The sequence below is a fragment of the uncultured Clostridium sp. genome, assembly GCF_937920395.1.
Lineage (GTDB): Bacteria > Bacillota > Clostridia > Clostridiales > Clostridiaceae > Clostridium_AD.
Genome location: NZ_CALEVF010000369.1, coordinates 1 through 16,713, shown reverse-complemented (window position 1 = coordinate 16,713; position 16,713 = coordinate 1). Strand labels below are relative to the sequence as shown.

The window sequence follows — 16,713 nt, the reverse complement described above, 5'->3', positions numbered from 1 at the left end:
CAAGCTTAACTATATCTCCAGCTTTTACTACATTTAGTGTACAATCTGCAAGTATTCCATGTTCTTGTAATTTGTTTTCTACAAGTCCAAGTGTTAGGCATGTTCCATAAACTGGTACATTTAACTGTTTTAAAACATAAGGTAATGCTCCTATATGATCTTCATGACCATGTGTTAGGAAAATTCCTTTTACTCTGTCTTTATTCTCTAAAAGATATGTTATATCAGGAATAACTAAATCTACTCCATACATATCTACATCTGGAAATGAAATACCACAATCTATAACGATAATTTCTTCTTTATATTCTATTGCAGTAATATTTTTCCCAATTTCTCCAAGTCCACCTATTGGAATAACTCTGATTTTGTTTTTACCTTTACTTCTATAATTATTATTCATTATTTCCCCGATTTCTAAATATTAGGCATTTTATTCATCCAATATTTTCGTTCTGTCGACTAAACAAAATGGTAGTATCACAGATTACAATTACTTAGGTCAGCGCCGCTTACTCTATTTATCATTTATCAGTTGCGGAGCTGCTCATCTTTTTTAAAGATGCATTAACAATTTCATAAGGAGTTTTAGATTTCCACCCATAATATGAGATACTTCCTTATGAGATTTCATTAATTTACCATTCCAAGTGTTTTTTTCTATTAGCTAACCATAAATCAGGTTTTCACCTACCTTTTTTTTATATTTTTATTACAATTACTTTAGAATTATTTATTTTTATGAGAGAATAGTTTGTATTGCCGATATCCAAATCTAGCTAGCCTATCTCCACTATACTCTTTTATCTTGCCGTAACAATTCAACAGACTCAACTATATTACTTGTTTTGCTATACAATGTTCTCTAATTTTTTAAAAACTATTTTGCCGTCTTTTATCAATTTAATGATAATTTTTCTCCTTTCTTATGATATTTTTTAATGTTTCTTAATAGATTTATATTTTAAAGCGCTGTCTTTTTAAAACATCACTCTCTTTACATATATATTTTTATACTATTATTCATATTTTAAGACTACTCGTTATATAAAGTTTTAATAATTTCCTAGTACCTACATTCTATAACAATGTATTATACTAATCCAATATAATTATAACATATTATATTTGATTATAATATAAAAAAGGTTAAGAATAATTGCAATATATTAAAATATCACATTATTCAAACATAAATTATCATTTTATTTCTATATTTAGACTATACAAGAATAACAAACATATACTAACATCTCTTATTTTATAAAAAAATAACTAGCATGATCACTAGTTATTTTAGAAAACACTTTATGAAATTTCATACTATTCTACTTTAGCTGCTTCTTTATTTAAAATAATTCTTTTTGTAAATAGTCCACCTTGCTTAAGATAATGCAAAACATATTCGTTATCATAAACATTATGTATTTCTAATTTTATTATTCCTTTTGTTTTTAAGACTAATTTCACTTTATTAAATTCATCAATTTCAGCTTTTTCAGTTAGCATAGTATAGACAAGTTTTTGTGAATACATAGCCCAAGTTTCTAATAGTTCATCAAGTGGTGAGTTTACATCTATATCCATTTATTTCCTCCTTGTATAATATAAGTAATATTACTATATTTACTTGATATTTTTTCTTGTACATTCCTATTATATATAATTCATTATAGATAATCAACTTACATTATAAATACGGATGATATATTTCAATATATTTACTCGTGAACACTAAAAAATTTTCTACTCCTTATAGTTATTGCCATTTTTTTAAAAATAAAACAATTATCCACTATTTTATTTAATTAAATTTGCAGAAACAATATAACGGTCCGGAGCATCCCCAATAAAATTAAACGGATAACATGTTGTTAGTGTTAGTATCGCACTACTTGTAGGTACGATTACTGTCTTATCATCTTTATGGACAATTCGCGTGCCTTTCACCTTATATGTGAATATACCTGCTGATGTTTGGACAATCAATTTGTCTCCTATCTTAAGCTTTCCTATTTTACTAAAGACAGTATCACGATGACCAGAAAGAACGCAATTATCTTTTTCTCCAGGAAGTACACTTTGTGTATAATGACCCACACCTTTTTTTAACTCATTTTCGCCAGTTCCCTCAACAATAGGTACTTTCTGGTTTAAAGTTGTCATAGTCAAGCTACCAATATTATCTCCATCATTTGGATATATAGAATAAAGTTTTTTATTTACCACTTTCGTTGCCACTTTTGTTAAAGCTTTTGTTGATATTTTTGTTGTTGATTTAGAAATATGGCTTGGAACTGCCTTCACTAAGTTATTAGACTGTGACCATATACTATATGCTGCAAAAGCAATAATTCCTATCCCAAAGCCCAAAAACAAAGTAGACAGAACCTTAATCATAGTAATTTTACTCCATAGTATTTTCAATTTATTCATAGCGTTTTCTGCTTTTTAATCCTAAAGCTCCAGTAAGTGTTAGAGCGATACCTATAAGGAGTAACTCATATAAATGAGTAGAAGTATCCGGAAGTCTCCCCCCCTTAATGGTATGTGTAACGACGCCTTGTTTTGGGCCTGAATTATTACCATTATTGGAATTAGGATTATTTGTATCCGTATCAGTTGGTTCGTCAAACATATTTGCAAAACTAAATGAATTTGCAGGCGTAAGTGTTGGTATTATAACATTTACATTCCCGTTAATATTACTGTTACTTAATTCATAATGTAAACCCACTGTATACGTGCCTGCTTGCATAATTTCAGTAGTAGCAGCAACTGCTCTTTTACTTGCACTTTGAGTAAATGCTTTGTCAAGCTTTGCCATATCTAAAATAAGTTCTATATCACCTTTCGTACTTATTACGTATCCATTTTCATCTATTGTATAGGTAATATCAATTCCTTTATCTCCAAGTATCTTTACATCTTTAAGCTTGTCCATCATTTGGTTAAATCCATCTAAAAATCCTTGTGATTCAATTGTAGTAAACATTTTATCCATATCTGATTTCATGCTATTAATTTCAACGGTTGATGATCCGGTATTTTTCATTTCTGCTATTATTAAATCTTTTAGAAGACTTTGTATTTCTTTATTCTTAGCAGTTAAATTAACTACTTCTCTTATAAGATTTTTGAGTTGTATGTCATCAATTTTAACCCTATACATATTCCCATCTTTAGATATAAAATTATAATTAGCACCTAATAACGTCGAATATTTTTGAAATAAAGTTATAATTGATCCCTGTAGTTCTTTGTTTTCACTAAGCATTTTTCCAAAATCCATGTTACCTAGTTCTGGCTGAATTTCAGATGTTTTATTCATCTCATTAAGATCTATTAACATATATTTATTAATATTCTGCGGTGATGCCATCATTTCAAATAGATCAGGTGATTTTACAATTTCTTTAACAATAGGGGTTTTACCTGTAAGATTTATGTCGCTCCACAATTCTCCAGCATATGGGCTTCCACCTACAACCGCTGACATTTTAACATATTGTTTTACAACTGTTCCAGCACTATTTCCAGATGTCTTAGAATTGAAGTTTACTTGTAAGTTGTTTAACATATCACTTATCATCCCAAAATCTTCTTGATCTTGTTTTGAAAGCCCCTCAGCCTTAAATATTAAACTCAATTTCCCGTTACTTTCCATTGATGTTGCTTCATTTGTCTTTAATATGGCATCTGAGAGCGTTTTTGTTTGCGCATTTGCTACAGACATTGGTAATACAAAAATCAACATAGCTATAGCAATTATAAAAGAACATCCTTTTAATTCAAATTTTGTCATATCATCTACCTCCGTATATTATTTTTCATAACTGTTAAAATAATATCATATTATAAACAGAGTGTAAACAAGATTAATAACCCACATTTGGTCAATTTTCCTTATAATATAGCAATATAAAATGAACATACGATTTTAGTTAAATCATACATTCATTTATTTTTTTAATTTTATCGCCATTTTGTTATAAAGAAGTATCAGTTATTTTTCTTTCATTAAACCAAAGCAGTGACCATATGAGCACTGGTAAAAATGAAATAATCAAATATACCATACCAAATTTATTACCTAGTATTCCAAATCCTGCTGATAGTCCCAAAAGAAGCATAGTCCAACTCATTTTATAGTCATGAAAATTGTGTCTAACAATTCTTATTAATTTGTTTTTTTTCACTGATAACCCCTCCATTTTATTTTATATATTAAAATTCTTTATTATTATAAATACGAATTGAAATCATAAGGGAAACCATAAAGAAAATTAAACCTGTTATTATAGCTAAAGAATTTATAGTTAAACTAGAAGTGTTGGTTATAAAATAATTAAATTTATGCACAAAGACATTATTGGGGTTTTCATTAATATAGCTAATAACGTTCATTGGTACGAAAAAAATTATCATAAATATTGCCACTGTGAATAATTTCATTTTTGCAACTCCAAATTTAAAATACACAGGATAAAATACAGCACTAAATATACATATAGCTGATATAACCAAAACAATATCCAGTAATGAAATTGACCCAATAAAAGATGAAAGCCCTGTGACCTTGCCTATAACATCAACTAATATAGAACAAATAATTCCTATGCTTCCAAACACAAAGGTTGATATATATTTTGATATAACAATATCAGATCTTTTAAGTGGTAAACTATTTAATATAACTTCACTATTGTTTTTATCATCATATTGTACTGCAAATGTTATATACAGATAAGTTATTATCATGGGAGACATTACATATAACCCAAAGCCATTTGGAAATATATTAGAAAAAAAAGCTAAAACAAAAGCAGCATAAAGGAGTGCAAATATAATAGTTTTTTTCTGAATAAGAATATCCTTTTTTATTAAATTAAGCATTAAGCATTCCCCCTAACCGTATATACCATAATATCTTCTATCGAAGCTTTTTCAACAATTCCTCTTCCTTTAAATATTTTTCTTGCTTTAGTAACATCCTTTGTTAAAGCCTCAAATCCGAAACTATTTTCTTTTATACTTACAAATTCTCTCTTAATATCATTGTCTAAAAGTTCTTTGCTCCCTTTAACTATTCCGTAATTTTCAATAATATCATCCTTAGTCCTTGAGAAAACTAATTTCCCTTTATTAATAAAAGTAATATAATCAGCAATCTTTTCAAGATCAGTTGTTATGTGAGTTGAAAAAAATATACTTACATTTTCGTCTTGAATTACACTACATAAAATATCTGACAGTTCACTTCTAAATACTGGGTCAAGCCCTGAGGTGGGTTCGTCCATTATAATAAGCTCTGCATTATGACAAAGTGCTAATGCTAAAGAAAGTTTCATTTTCATTCCTTTTGATAGGTTTTTAATTTTATTCTTTTTAGGTAATTCAAATTCTTTTATATATTTTTCAAACAAGGTATCATTCCAGCCCTTATAGAAAGGCCTAATTATATTTTTCATTTCCATAATGTTTAGTTCTTCATAAAAATAATTATCGTCATAAACAAAACCTATTCTCTGCTTAATCTCTTTGTTATGCTTTATATTATCCAATCCGAAAATCTTTATATCTCCACTATTCTTTTTAATAAGGTTCATTATAAGCTTTATAGTTGTGCTCTTACCTGAACCATTTGGCCCTATAAACCCCATTATAGATCCTCTTTCAACGTTAAAAGTTAAATCATCTAAAGAAAAATCTTTATAAGTCTTATTTAAATTTTTTATTTCCAAGATGTTATCCACGTTTTACCCCCTCAATTATTTACCTCTTTATCCTATTAGATATTAATTTTCTTCGGTATACAAAATTGCTAACATACTTTGTAACTCTTCTAAACTTAAATTCAAGAATTTACTTTCTGATACAACACCAGCTAGGTTTTCTTCTATAGTTTTTAATCTTTTTTCTCTTATTAGATCTTTATTTTGACAAGATACATAAGAACCTTTTCCAGCAACAGTCTCAATAAAGCCTTCTTTTTCAAGTTCTTCATAAGCTCTTTTAGTTGTTATAACACTTATGAGAAGCTCTTTTGCTAAACTTCTTATAGATAGTAAAGCATCCCCCTGCTCTAGTTCTTCTTTCATAATAGCCGTTTTAATTTGTGTCACTATTTGTTCATAAATTGGATCCTGGGATGAATTTGAAATTATAATATTCATAATCTGCTCCTTTGTAGCTAGTGTATATATTCAGTATATACACTATAGTTTTTAATGTCAACAATATTTCACCTTTTATACTAATAATATGTAAAAAAGCAAATTACTTTTATATTTACCACAACCAAAAAAAGCCTCACATTTAGCCTATTATGACTTAATGTGAGGCTTGTCCCTAATCTATCTAGTTTAACCTAAGCTCTTCTATAAACATAAGAAACCAAGATGAGGGACTTTTTTATTAAGGTTCAATAAAAAATTTATTTGCTCATTGCTTCTTCAACTGCAACTGCAACTGCAACTGTAGCACCAACCATAGGATTATTTCCCATACCTATTAATCCCATCATTTCAACATGAGCTGGAACTGATGAAGACTAACCGTTGGTAAGACTGGCTTAAGAAACATTTTAACTATTTAGCGATACACGTTCTATTAATAATAGTATACTACATTTTGGGAAATAGTCAATATTATATTCTTAAATTCAACTATAAATTTTGTTATAAATATCCTATAAATTATATAATAAATTCTATTGTACTATATGTCCAATCTAAGAGAGGTTAAATTTGTACGCATAATTGCATTGCTTGGTTAGATTGTATTTAATATAGTCTAATCTGTAGCCATGAATTTGATTGTATACATATACAAAAAAAGAAAAAAGATACTCAAGCAATTAAGCTTAAATATCCTTTTAAATTATTATGCTACTGGAACTTCTGAAACTGGTGTTACTTCTTCAATTTGTTCTATTACTTCTTTTCCAACGTTTATAATTCCACCGATTGCTTTATTAATTAGAAGTATATCTGCATCAGATAATTTAGTTCTAACTTTCATAGTATTCATAAAAGTTGTTAATTTTGTATCTCCAAGATTTCCTAAACGTTCGTCTTCCTCAATTGCATCCCATACTAATTTTCCTAATTTCATGTTTTTTTCTAAGTTTAAATTTTTTGTATGAACAATTATAAATTTAACTATATATGGAATTACTGTACCTGAAATTACCAAACTTAATACTGGATATAAATAATTTAATACTACTGTTAACATATTGAACATCTCCTATTTTTTATTATTGTATAATCTCTTTGAATGAGTCATAACCTTTTTCCTTTAATTCTTTTATACGTGCATCAGCGTTGCTTTCATCTGAAAAACTACCAGTCACAACCCTATAAATCTTACCTTTTGTAACTGGTTTGGTTACAATAATTGGTCATATCGTTAGTGTCCATGAAGCAACATTCTACAAGCATTGCTTTCATAGTCGTATTATGAATGACATATAATCCTTTTCCATCTTTGATTCCACGATTTTTGAATCCCATTGCTACTATGTTTTTTAAAGTTCTTGTTGCCTCAATCAGTGCTTTTGCTCCATATGTAAATATTTCTGTCCCATAACCTCCTCCTGCATTCAAGTGAATTGCTACATATAAATCTCCACCAGTTACATTTGCTTTATTAACTCTGTAAGCTAGTGAACTCATAACCGTTGAAGCACTATCACATGAAACTATTACTACTGTATGACCTAATGCTTTAAGTTTAGCTTCTACTTTATAACCTATTTCTCTTGTACATGCTTGTTCTGTTTTTCCTGCTCCTTGACATCCTGTATCTGCACTACCTTTAGCAATATAATGACCACAATCTATTAAATACTTCATTAATAAGACCTCTCTTTCTATTTATTTAAATTAAACTAATCCACCAATTAATAGTGTAAAAACTGCTGTTCCAACAACTGTAATTCCTATTTTCATAAGTTGCTCCCAATTTCTTGCAGGTTTCTTTTCTAAAATATCTAATTTTGATGCTATTGTTTTTATTGAGTCTTTAATATCTGTTAAAATTGTAAACATATTTTTATATTGTTCCTTGGTTGTTGCACTCTCAATTTTTACGTTGGTTATATCCGTTTCCACTACATTAAGTCTATTTTTAATTTCGCTTACTTCTCTTATTAAATTTTCCATATTGGCATCCAACTCCTCGTTCATATCCTCACTTCCTTATTATTATTTTTTATATCATTTTAGTTTTAGATTGACTTATTATTAAAGGAAGTTTAGTATTAAATTATGTCCTTTAGGGGATTTGTGGAGCATCTTGATTTCAACGTCGGGTGCTCCACTTTATTTTCTCGCATAAAAATAGACACCCTTTTGAGTGACTTAATTGTCGTATTTTTATTTTTATACTTTTGATTGTAAAGCTAATACTTTTGCTTTTAATGCATTCTTTGTATTTATTTTGTCTTGCCATTCTTGAGGTAAATTAGTTGTAATCATTCCTAATCCACTCCAAGTTACTTCTTGGAAATCACTTAGTATTGCTTCATAATCCTCTAATTCTTTAATTGTATTTGTTAATTCTATATCTTTATCTTCTGTATCATCTAGTATCACACATAAACCAGTTTTAAAATCATAAACATCACCACACCAAACATCTTTTAAAGTAGTCAATATTGCGATTTGATTGTCATTTTCATACACCCAATCTTTTGGAAATACTATATCGGGTTCGTTTTTCATTGGTTCTGCCCACTCCATCTTTGATGCTATTAAACCACTATCTTTATCCATAATTAAATATGTTATCATTAATAATCGCTCCCCTCTAAAAGAATTGTATAATACCTGACCAACTTGATACACTTGAACCTAAATTGTATATTGTAGTTGCAGAATTAGTACTGTGATAGTTGAAATAAATAGTTCCTGTAGTACCACTTAGAGAAACAATTGGTGCGTAACCTAAATTATAAGTTATGATTATAAAATATATTTATATTATGTTAAAATATTCGTTTTATTCATTCTTAGTCTTCTAGTGTAACGTTGATAGTACTGCCATTAGACGTAACATCCTTATGCTCTACTAACATACCCATATACTGTGCTAATAACTGCGATGCCTTAATACGGTCACTATGTCGTGCGTTCTCATCGAATGCTATTGATTTAATATTGTTGACCAGTTCACCCACAGTGCAGTCTAAATTGTCAGTATAACTATCTATTAATTCATTGATATACTTCTTTATGTTAATGTTTGCCAACAATTTACTTGCTGTTGTCCTTGCACTATTGGGGTCTGTATCCTCGCCATATGCCCTTATATAAGCTTGTGTTGCATTGAGATCTACTATGTATTCTACACAGAAGTTCTTCTGATTATCATTTAGTTTACTCTTACTATTCTTAACCTTATCTTTTATAACTTTACTTGCCATTATTCATCACCTCCAATCTGATTAATATTAATACTCTCTCTTTTCTTCTATATAAACAGTTATTACTTCACCACAATTATCCATAGCATTATCACTTAATGGATTAGATACTATATCATATCCATTTTTTATAAGTGCCTCTATAATAACGTAACTCATACGACTATCTTTTAATTCCAATTTTGCAATTTCTCTTTTAAAAATACCTGTTCTATCTATTAAAATATTCATTATATTATTCTCCTCTCTATATTGTATTGCAATATTGCTATACTAATTACCTAGTACACTACAAAAAAAGAATATCATATAGATATTCTCTTAATTACCTTATTATTCTATTCTTTAGATTTCTGCATTTACAACATATGTATTGATATAGTATATTTATAATATTAAATATCATATGTCACTACATGTTTCTTATGAAATTCCTTCTCTTTAAATAATTGATATTTGTCCATAACATCACTATATTCAATATGTTCATCAGGATTAATTTCTATTACTCCAGTTTTCATTAATTTTTCATATCTTTCATCATCTTTAATATTTGATAACTTTTGATAAGCTTTTCTATATTCTTCATTGCACTTTTATTATACCAAATACACATATTTCTTCAAGTTAAGCCCTAAACTTGTTATATTTAGCACTAAATTAGTTATAGTTAACCTTAGATTACATTCTAAAGGCAACCAATTAATCTAATTATTCTCAAATAATTGTTAATTGTGATTAAAATATCTGTGTTTATATGAATTTTTGTTCCAAAACCTCTAAGATTGCTGTTTACTTATGCTATAACACTAAATTGGCTACCATTAATTATAAAATATCGTAAGTAAACAAGTGAATTAATCACAAATAATTTTTTAGAACTAAATTAGTTGCCTTTAGATTAATACAATGTAATCCAGAGTTAAAAATACATAATACTACTATTACAAAAATGGGAGTCATGATTACAATTTTGGGACTAAATCATCAATATATTGAAATATTTGTAATAAAACTAAGGCATACTGTATTTTACTAGCAATAAAACTCCCAAAATTGTAATATTAATTTGCTAATTCAAATCAAAACTCCCAAAAATGTAATCACTAATAAAAAGGTGTTTAATCCGACTATGGGTATGTATTTATATTTAGGTTTATAGCATGTTTAGCTTGAAAATCTATAATATCGTTCAGTAAATCATAGTATTTTTATAAAATAGCAGTAAATATTGTCGGATTCAGTTTACCCATAGTTGAACTAGTCACCTTTTATGAACCCTAAATCTGTTATAGTTAATACTCACAATGTAATTCAGAGCTAATTTTAACGTAAGTAAAGCAGAAAAGTGGTGATCGGAATACTTATATTATAAAATATTAGGTATTTTGGCGTTCGTTTACCCAGCTAGCAGATTTAGTTGTTGAATTATAAGGATTTGGAATAAATAAAAGCTTAGGTGCGGGTATTCTATTGATAAAATAGGTTTGAGTGGGTATTCTAACGCCAAATTAAAAATAAATGGTTATACTTCAATTAATTTAGTAATATTCTTAATTCTAATTTCTCAAAAGACAAGTATTGCGATCACCTTTTTAATATTTATTACACAAAACATAAGTATTCCAATCACTTTTATAAAAATGATTAACATAAAAAATAAAGCTAACAGGGTTGGCTTACCGTATCAGCTTTTATATGCTTATCTATAACGTTCTATGATGCCATTCATACCGTTATATTTGACTTGTAAGACACTTTAGAGATTATCAGATAACGTGATTAGTAAGATTCTAGAGTGTTCATAGCTAACACATTCCCATATTGGGATATATATTATCACTAATATTATATAGTAATGATGGGTAAAAAAATAATGAGCTTATCAATTCTGCTCATTATTTGTAATTATTTATTTTTTAATTAATCCATTGTTTATATAGCCCATCATCATCAATATTACAGCTATAAGAATAGATAGCACTGCCGTAGTAAAAAATCTACTTGGTATTAGATAACTCAATCCACTCAACAAAAAAATTATAATAATTGAAAAGTTCTTGAGCTTATTTCTTCGTTCTTTACTTTTTATCCTCTTATTAATATTATCTACAGGAGAAAAAATACAAACAAGTAAAACAGAAATAATTAATGCTAATACTGAAATAACGATATTTATTGTTATATATTTACCAATAAAAATTATTACGCAGAAAGTTAGAAAACTGATAAAAAAACATCCCCAATAAGTTTTTGCATGGAATCCGCCTGAAAACAATCTTATTGGACAAAAAAACACAAATGCAACCATGTAATATTGTTGCAATGAAAACAAATAAAATATAATATAATATGGAATAATCTTAGTAACTTCATCAAAAAGACAGAGTAATCCATATTCCATTTTTTTTAATTCTAAGTCCGTAAATTGGGAATTTGTTTTTGAGATTTCTTTTACTATACAACAGATTAATTTATTCATTGGTCTATATCCTTTACATCTTAAATTTAACTAGAAATTTGGTTTTTCCCGAAACACGATCTACAGATATGCTCCCATCATTATGCTCGACTAATTGTCTAGTAATATATAGCCCAAACCCATGGTCACCTTTTTGCTTCGTTTTTGTAGAAAACCCTTTTTCAAAAATTTTATTTTTTATTTCTTCTGGAATTCCCTCTCCATTGTCTGCTATTTCGATACAGAAAGTTGTATTCTCTAAATAAGTAGTAATCGATATTTCCTTATTTTCAGTATATGCTTTTAATTTGAATGCTTCAAATGCATTATCTATAATATTACTAATAATACTTATTAATTCATCTTCCCTAATTTTTAAAAAATTAAAGGATTCATCAATTATCACATTGAAATCTATTTTATTTTTCATTGCATAGTTATTTTTTATTGATAGTAATCCATCGATATAATCATTTCCTGTATTTAGATATGTAAATGATGTATGAATTGTATCCGAAATTTTTGATACATATTCTTTTATTTTCTCAACAGCATTCGGTTTATTTAAACAACATAATGCTTGTATAACATTTATATGGTTAGCATAATCATGTTTTTCTTGTCTGATAATGCTAAGTATTTCTTCCATATTTGTAATCTGATTCTCTTGAACTTTATATTTATTGTTTATGTTTATCATTTTTTCTTTTTCTTTTAAGCGTAAAAATGCAATTATTAAAAAAACAAAAGATATACTAAAGATTAGCATATTATAAGTTTTATTTTTTTTAATATCTAAAACACTGAAAATCAAAATATATATAAACAAATTGAAAATTCCAATTTCTATTAAAAATTGAGAAAAAATAAATTCATCTTTATTAATTAATATAATTTTATTTAAATACACATTATATTTTAAAAGTATTATTACAACAAATACCTGTAGCATTTTGCAAGCAAATAAGAAGATAAACAAGTATTTATTAACTGACAGAATCCGATTTAATTCCACTTTAAATATAAACATTTCAATGAGTTGAACTAAAGTTTCTGTAGTAAATATTATTGTATAAAATAGTGAAAATATGATAGTCGAAGAATAGAGACTTGTTTTTGTAATTAATGTTAATAGTAAAATAGAAACCACTATAATAATAAGTATACGATACAAATTATTAACATAAAATGTACTAAAACAAGTTACCAAAACGTATATTATACAAAATAACCATGATTTTATTTTATTCTCACTTATATACTTCTTTTGATTTGTTAAAGAGCTAAAAACTCCTAATAATATTAATGCTTCTAAGATATCAAGTATTATTTCTCTAGTCACTGTCATATTATATCTTCTCCTCAACAAATTATTGACTCTTTTGAAATATTATTGCTAAAACTCATGCGTTCTTTCTCAAAAGAGTCAATAATTTTACTTTAAAAATTCATCGGGACAATTAGGTTGATGTGAATTAAGCATTGATGTTGGAACAATAGCTAGTGCTCCAACAAATAATGCTACACATCCTATCATTTTCATAGTTTTACTAAAAATTTTTTTCAATTTTAACCCTCCCTTCTACTAAAATTAATAATTTTACTTATTAAAATAAGTTATTAATTTATTTATTCTACATAACTTTTTATATTCCTTCATTATTTAATATATTTTTACAAAAATAATCAATTTTAAATTAACTAACTAAAAATTACATATTATAGTTTATAATTTTATAAATCTCATCTAAATAACTTTTAACAATATACTTGTCCAATTCCTAGCTTAGTTCAACAACTTCTTTATCAATTAAGCTATCCCTTTTAGATATTAATTTCTCCAAGCTCTTTCTAAGTAAATCAATTTTTTATAATCACTTTCATATTACCATATATTTCATCATTTCTATAGATAGTTTACATTATTTGTATTTTTCTTAAATTAAGGTGATTACCTTTTAAGTAGAAAAGGAGCCCTAAGGCTAAGGCTCCTCGACTAATTTAATACGATAAATCATTAAGTTAAATTAATAATTCATCATATTCATTTAGTAGCTCATCCAGCTTTTGGCTTAGCGCTACTAGTTTTGGGTCAGTTAACGTTTGCTTTTCATTAATTAACTGATGCATTAAATCTCTTAATTCTTCAATCTTTTGTGTTATTTCATTCATGTCCGTCATAATATCCCACCTTTCGTTAATAATTATATCGAAAAAGGAATGTTTTATTTAATTTTATCCTGCACCTATTTTGTAAATTAAAAAAATAAAGCTCCAAGGCATTCCCTAGAGCTTCATTAACAATTCTAAATTTTTTTATAAATTATAAGCCATGGCACATACTTATATTGATTACAGTAACTAACCTTCTGCAAATTATAGACTATTATCCTCTAATAGATTAAACAAACCTGTAAATTTTTTAGAATGAGCTTGTCCTTCATTAAGACCTTTGTCAGCTCGTCTTTTTATACACCAATATTTAGACCAATATTCACACCAGAATTCACTGTCTTGTTTTTTTTCATAACTTTCTTTATTATCATGTTTTCTTTCATGACAATTTTCATATTTGTGTTTTTCTTTACACCAATATTCATAATCATATTTTCTTTCACACCAAAATCTACACCAGTATCTACACCAATTTTTATTATTTTGATCTTTTTCATATATTCTCAAATAGTATCACTTCCTTGTCAAAAATTCTATTATATGAATCTTAATTGAAAGTGATACTAGCATTAAAAATAGTTAAAAAAGATGTTTGAAAAAAATTAGTACAATCTCTTGATTAGTTTACAATAACAATTATTATAATATATTAATTAAATTAGTTATTAGCTTGACATATAGGTTTCTAACTACTAATATTTGGGAATGGAAAGGACAGAATTACCCTACTTTCCTAGGATAATCGTTAATATTTGGTTTATGATTAAGTTATCGAAATCTGTTTATTATAATACCTTTATATACGCTCTACTTCCACGTATACTCACAAACTACTTGTCCATGATTATATTACACCCTGCATCTCTGCCAGTAGCTACCACCCTAGATAATTTATTAGTCGATTATCTACATTCGACTAAGGGCGAAATGTACAAACAGATTTAAATACAATAACTCCCCATAAATTTTATAGCATCGGCTTTATGTAACCTACTAGAAATTATTTAGAGTTGCTTCAGTGCTTAGACAACTAACCTACACTTTATTTTTGGGTATAGAAAATAAACCTCTTGAAATCCCCATATTTTTGAAGTATAATGAGGATAGTGAATTATCCAAGAGAGTTTATTAGTCAATATTCAATTTTCCATAAGGCTCAGTAACTACAATTACGAAGCCTTATTTTATTTTTTGTACAAATTCTATTAGGTATTGCCATTTTAACAATTCTAATTAAATTCTAATTAAATTTAATTATTTTCTAATAACATATTTTTTATAGTTAATAACTCCTATTTCTTATTTTTTATTTTTTATGAATATTAATATGAACATTATTAAATTCAGATAATATATCAAATTTACTCATTTCACTTTTAATATCACTTACAAGAATATTTAAATAATTTTCTGTAATAAGTAAACTACTATGTCCAAGTATTTTTTGCAATATTACGGGATTACCACCATTAATAATAAACTTTTTAGCAAATGTGTGTCTATATCTATGAATTCCTGTCCTCATTACTCCTCGATCCCGATTATATTTAATTAAGCTTCCATTAATACTTTTATTTACAAGTCTTTTATTATAGGCTGTACAAAATAAATATTCATCATCAGTTTCATTTTGTCTAATCTTGAGATAACCTTTCAATACTTTTATAATAGATTTGTTTAAAGGAATAATTAATGGCTTCCTATTTTTAGTTGTATTAATATAAACTACTTCATTTTCAAAATCTAAATCTTTGATTTTAATGCTAGTAAAACTACTTAATCTTACAGCCGTAGATAATAGAAAATTAATTATAGTCCAGTCTCTATATTCTACAAATGTGCAATGTTTTAGATCAGGTTTCTTTAATAGTTTTTTTAGTTCCCAGTCACTATATGTTTCTATTGCTTTTTTATCAAGTTTGGGTAATTTAATGTTGAAATGTTTTAAGTAATCCATTCTCATAAAGTAATATAATATAGTTTTAAAATCTCTAGTATAAGTGTATAATGTCTGTGAACTTACATTAGTTTTGTTACATTCTATTATAAATTTACTTACGGTTAATTCATTCATATCTTTTATGTTCATTTCTTTGTCAATATATCTAGTAACTGCTTTATATACTTCCTCATAATGCGTGATAGTTGCTTTTCTTAAATTCCTTCCTCTACAATCATCTAAATATTCTTCAAATCCTTTTGCAAAAGTAATACTTTCTTCTTTAATCTTTAGCCTTATTCCCACAATGTACCATCTCCTATTTATAAAATAGCGTAAAAAAACAAGCCATGCTTAGTAAAAATTCTACTAAAATAACATGACTTGTTTTTGGGAAATACTTTTCATTTATCTCATCTAAATTTATTTACTCATTGCTTCTTCAACTGCAACTGCAACTGCAACTGTAGCACCAACCATAGGATTATTTCCCATACCTATTAATCCCATCATTTCAACATGAGCTGGAACTGATGAAGATCCTGCGAATTGTGCATCTGAATGCATTCTTCCCATAGTATCTGTCATTCCGTATGAAGCTGGGCCTGCTCCCATATTATCTGGGTGAAGAGTTCTTCCTGTACCACCACCTGATGCTACAGATCGGAAGAGCGTCGTGTAGGGAAAGAGTGTGGATCAAGTGTAGAT

At 27.4% G+C, this 16,713-nt stretch carries 23 protein-coding genes and 1 pseudogene; all 24 read right to left on the bottom strand.

Features of this window, described 5'->3' with window-relative positions:
• Nucleotides 1-403: ribonuclease J (locus Q0649_RS21635; RefSeq protein ID WP_298846792.1), on the bottom strand; the 403-nt coding region annotated here is incomplete at its 3' end.
• A gap of 920 nt (nucleotides 404-1,323) precedes the next feature.
• The gene (locus Q0649_RS21630) at nucleotides 1,324-1,587 is read right to left on the bottom strand and encodes a hypothetical protein (protein ID WP_298846789.1); all 264 of its coding nucleotides are present in this window, start codon (nucleotides 1,585-1,587) and stop codon (nucleotides 1,324-1,326) included.
• A 213-nt stretch (nucleotides 1,588-1,800) separates the two neighbouring features.
• A complete protein-coding gene (locus tag Q0649_RS21625) occupies nucleotides 1,801-2,436 on the bottom strand; it encodes a class D sortase (protein ID WP_298846787.1) in 636 nt (211 codons plus the stop codon).
• Complete coding sequence (locus Q0649_RS21620) at nucleotides 2,429-3,805, bottom strand: hypothetical protein (RefSeq protein WP_298846786.1); 1,377 nt, start codon at nucleotides 3,803-3,805, stop codon at nucleotides 2,429-2,431. Before Q0649_RS21620 ends, Q0649_RS21625 begins: the two co-directional genes overlap by 8 nt.
• A 184-nt stretch (nucleotides 3,806-3,989) precedes the next feature.
• A complete protein-coding gene (locus Q0649_RS21615) occupies nucleotides 3,990-4,199 on the bottom strand; it encodes a hypothetical protein (RefSeq protein ID WP_298846784.1) in 210 nt (69 codons plus the stop codon).
• Between the two features lie 28 nt (nucleotides 4,200-4,227).
• Nucleotides 4,228-4,896 (bottom strand): ABC-2 transporter permease, encoded by a 669-nt coding sequence (locus Q0649_RS21610; protein ID WP_298846781.1) that lies wholly within the window; start codon nucleotides 4,894-4,896, stop codon nucleotides 4,228-4,230.
• The gene (locus tag Q0649_RS21605) at nucleotides 4,896-5,756 is read right to left on the bottom strand and encodes an ABC transporter ATP-binding protein (protein ID WP_298846778.1); all 861 of its coding nucleotides are present in this window, start codon (nucleotides 5,754-5,756) and stop codon (nucleotides 4,896-4,898) included. Before Q0649_RS21605 ends, Q0649_RS21610 begins: the two co-directional genes overlap by 1 nt.
• Nucleotides 5,757-5,798: 42 nt before the next feature.
• Complete coding sequence (locus tag Q0649_RS21600; RefSeq protein WP_298846776.1) at nucleotides 5,799-6,176, bottom strand: GntR family transcriptional regulator; 378 nt, start codon at nucleotides 6,174-6,176, stop codon at nucleotides 5,799-5,801.
• Nucleotides 6,177-6,436: 260 nt separating this feature from the next.
• A pseudogene (locus Q0649_RS21595) lies at nucleotides 6,437-6,553 on the bottom strand (GGGtGRT protein); the annotation flags it as partial.
• Nucleotides 6,554-6,885: 332 nt separating this feature from the next.
• Nucleotides 6,886-7,239, bottom strand: coding sequence for a hypothetical protein (locus Q0649_RS21590; protein WP_298846773.1), 354 nt, complete (start codon nucleotides 7,237-7,239; stop codon nucleotides 6,886-6,888).
• Nucleotides 7,240-7,261: 22 nt separating this feature from the next.
• Nucleotides 7,262-7,357 carry an SPOR domain-containing protein gene (locus Q0649_RS21585; protein WP_298846770.1) on the bottom strand — a complete coding sequence of 32 codons (96 nt, stop codon included), beginning with the start codon at nucleotides 7,355-7,357 and terminating at the stop codon, nucleotides 7,262-7,264.
• Nucleotides 7,358-7,370: 13 nt separating this feature from the next.
• Nucleotides 7,371-7,859: an N-acetylmuramoyl-L-alanine amidase gene (locus tag Q0649_RS21580; RefSeq protein WP_298846767.1), complete on the bottom strand. Its 489-nt coding sequence runs from the start codon at nucleotides 7,857-7,859 to the stop codon at nucleotides 7,371-7,373.
• A 30-nt stretch (nucleotides 7,860-7,889) separates the two neighbouring features.
• Nucleotides 7,890-8,192, bottom strand: a complete 303-nt coding sequence (locus Q0649_RS21575; RefSeq protein ID WP_298846764.1) for a hypothetical protein — start codon at nucleotides 8,190-8,192, stop codon at nucleotides 7,890-7,892.
• 195 nt (nucleotides 8,193-8,387) lie between these two features.
• On the bottom strand, nucleotides 8,388-8,798 hold the full coding sequence (locus Q0649_RS21570) for a hypothetical protein (RefSeq protein ID WP_298846761.1): 411 nt from the start codon (nucleotides 8,796-8,798) through the stop codon (nucleotides 8,388-8,390).
• A gap of 218 nt (nucleotides 8,799-9,016) precedes the next feature.
• Nucleotides 9,017-9,430 (bottom strand): terminase small subunit, encoded by a 414-nt coding sequence (locus Q0649_RS21565; RefSeq protein ID WP_298846758.1) that lies wholly within the window; start codon nucleotides 9,428-9,430, stop codon nucleotides 9,017-9,019.
• 27 nt (nucleotides 9,431-9,457) lie between these two features.
• The gene (locus Q0649_RS21560; RefSeq protein WP_298846755.1) at nucleotides 9,458-9,661 is read right to left on the bottom strand and encodes a hypothetical protein; all 204 of its coding nucleotides are present in this window, start codon (nucleotides 9,659-9,661) and stop codon (nucleotides 9,458-9,460) included.
• Between the two features lie 164 nt (nucleotides 9,662-9,825).
• On the bottom strand, nucleotides 9,826-9,951 hold the full coding sequence (locus Q0649_RS21555) for a hypothetical protein (protein ID WP_298846753.1): 126 nt from the start codon (nucleotides 9,949-9,951) through the stop codon (nucleotides 9,826-9,828).
• Between the two features lie 1,391 nt (nucleotides 9,952-11,342).
• Nucleotides 11,343-11,912: an accessory gene regulator ArgB-like protein gene (locus Q0649_RS21550; RefSeq protein ID WP_298846750.1), complete on the bottom strand. Its 570-nt coding sequence runs from the start codon at nucleotides 11,910-11,912 to the stop codon at nucleotides 11,343-11,345.
• Nucleotides 11,913-11,925: 13 nt separating this feature from the next.
• A complete protein-coding gene (locus tag Q0649_RS21545) occupies nucleotides 11,926-13,239 on the bottom strand; it encodes a sensor histidine kinase (RefSeq protein ID WP_298846747.1) in 1,314 nt (437 codons plus the stop codon).
• Nucleotides 13,240-13,326: 87 nt separating this feature from the next.
• Nucleotides 13,327-13,458: an AgrD family cyclic lactone autoinducer peptide gene (locus tag Q0649_RS21540; protein WP_367179436.1), complete on the bottom strand. Its 132-nt coding sequence runs from the start codon at nucleotides 13,456-13,458 to the stop codon at nucleotides 13,327-13,329.
• Between the two features lie 214 nt (nucleotides 13,459-13,672).
• The gene (locus tag Q0649_RS23125) at nucleotides 13,673-13,756 is read right to left on the bottom strand and encodes a hypothetical protein (RefSeq protein ID WP_367179438.1); all 84 of its coding nucleotides are present in this window, start codon (nucleotides 13,754-13,756) and stop codon (nucleotides 13,673-13,675) included.
• A 157-nt stretch (nucleotides 13,757-13,913) separates the two neighbouring features.
• Nucleotides 13,914-14,072: an aspartyl-phosphate phosphatase Spo0E family protein gene (locus Q0649_RS21535; protein ID WP_298846744.1), complete on the bottom strand. Its 159-nt coding sequence runs from the start codon at nucleotides 14,070-14,072 to the stop codon at nucleotides 13,914-13,916.
• Nucleotides 14,073-14,267: 195 nt separating this feature from the next.
• Nucleotides 14,268-14,573 carry a hypothetical protein gene (locus Q0649_RS21530; RefSeq protein ID WP_298846742.1) on the bottom strand — a complete coding sequence of 102 codons (306 nt, stop codon included), beginning with the start codon at nucleotides 14,571-14,573 and terminating at the stop codon, nucleotides 14,268-14,270.
• 799 nt (nucleotides 14,574-15,372) lie between these two features.
• Nucleotides 15,373-16,311, bottom strand: coding sequence for a site-specific integrase (locus tag Q0649_RS21525; RefSeq protein WP_298846740.1), 939 nt, complete (start codon nucleotides 16,309-16,311; stop codon nucleotides 15,373-15,375).
• Between the last annotated feature and the right edge of the window lie 402 nt (nucleotides 16,312-16,713).

Coding starts and splice junctions, on each gene's coding strand:
- Q0649_RS21535 (WP_298846744.1), bottom strand. CDS start 14,072: ATGACGGACATGAATGAAATAACACAAAAGATTGAAGAATTAAGAGAT.
- Q0649_RS21565 (WP_298846758.1), bottom strand. CDS start 9,430: ATGGCAAGTAAAGTTATAAAAGATAAGGTTAAGAATAGTAAGAGTAAA.
- Q0649_RS21600 (WP_298846776.1), bottom strand. CDS start 6,176: ATGAATATTATAATTTCAAATTCATCCCAGGATCCAATTTATGAACAA.
- Q0649_RS21555 (WP_298846753.1), bottom strand. CDS start 9,951: ATGAAAACTGGAGTAATAGAAATTAATCCTGATGAACATATTGAATAT.
- Q0649_RS21610 (WP_298846781.1), bottom strand. CDS start 4,896: ATGCTTAATTTAATAAAAAAGGATATTCTTATTCAGAAAAAAACTATT.
- Q0649_RS21575 (WP_298846764.1), bottom strand. CDS start 8,192: ATGAACGAGGAGTTGGATGCCAATATGGAAAATTTAATAAGAGAAGTA.
- Q0649_RS21590 (WP_298846773.1), bottom strand. CDS start 7,239: ATGTTAACAGTAGTATTAAATTATTTATATCCAGTATTAAGTTTGGTA.
- Q0649_RS21545 (WP_298846747.1), bottom strand. CDS start 13,239: ATGACAGTGACTAGAGAAATAATACTTGATATCTTAGAAGCATTAATA.
- Q0649_RS21570 (WP_298846761.1), bottom strand. CDS start 8,798: ATGATAACATATTTAATTATGGATAAAGATAGTGGTTTAATAGCATCA.
- Q0649_RS21550 (WP_298846750.1), bottom strand. CDS start 11,912: ATGAATAAATTAATCTGTTGTATAGTAAAAGAAATCTCAAAAACAAAT.
- Q0649_RS21620 (WP_298846786.1), bottom strand. CDS start 3,805: ATGACAAAATTTGAATTAAAAGGATGTTCTTTTATAATTGCTATAGCT.
- Q0649_RS21580 (WP_298846767.1), bottom strand. CDS start 7,859: ATGAAGTATTTAATAGATTGTGGTCATTATATTGCTAAAGGTAGTGCA.
- Q0649_RS21560 (WP_298846755.1), bottom strand. CDS start 9,661: ATGAATATTTTAATAGATAGAACAGGTATTTTTAAAAGAGAAATTGCA.
- Q0649_RS21625 (WP_298846787.1), bottom strand. CDS start 2,436: ATGAATAAATTGAAAATACTATGGAGTAAAATTACTATGATTAAGGTT.
- Q0649_RS21630 (WP_298846789.1), bottom strand. CDS start 1,587: ATGGATATAGATGTAAACTCACCACTTGATGAACTATTAGAAACTTGG.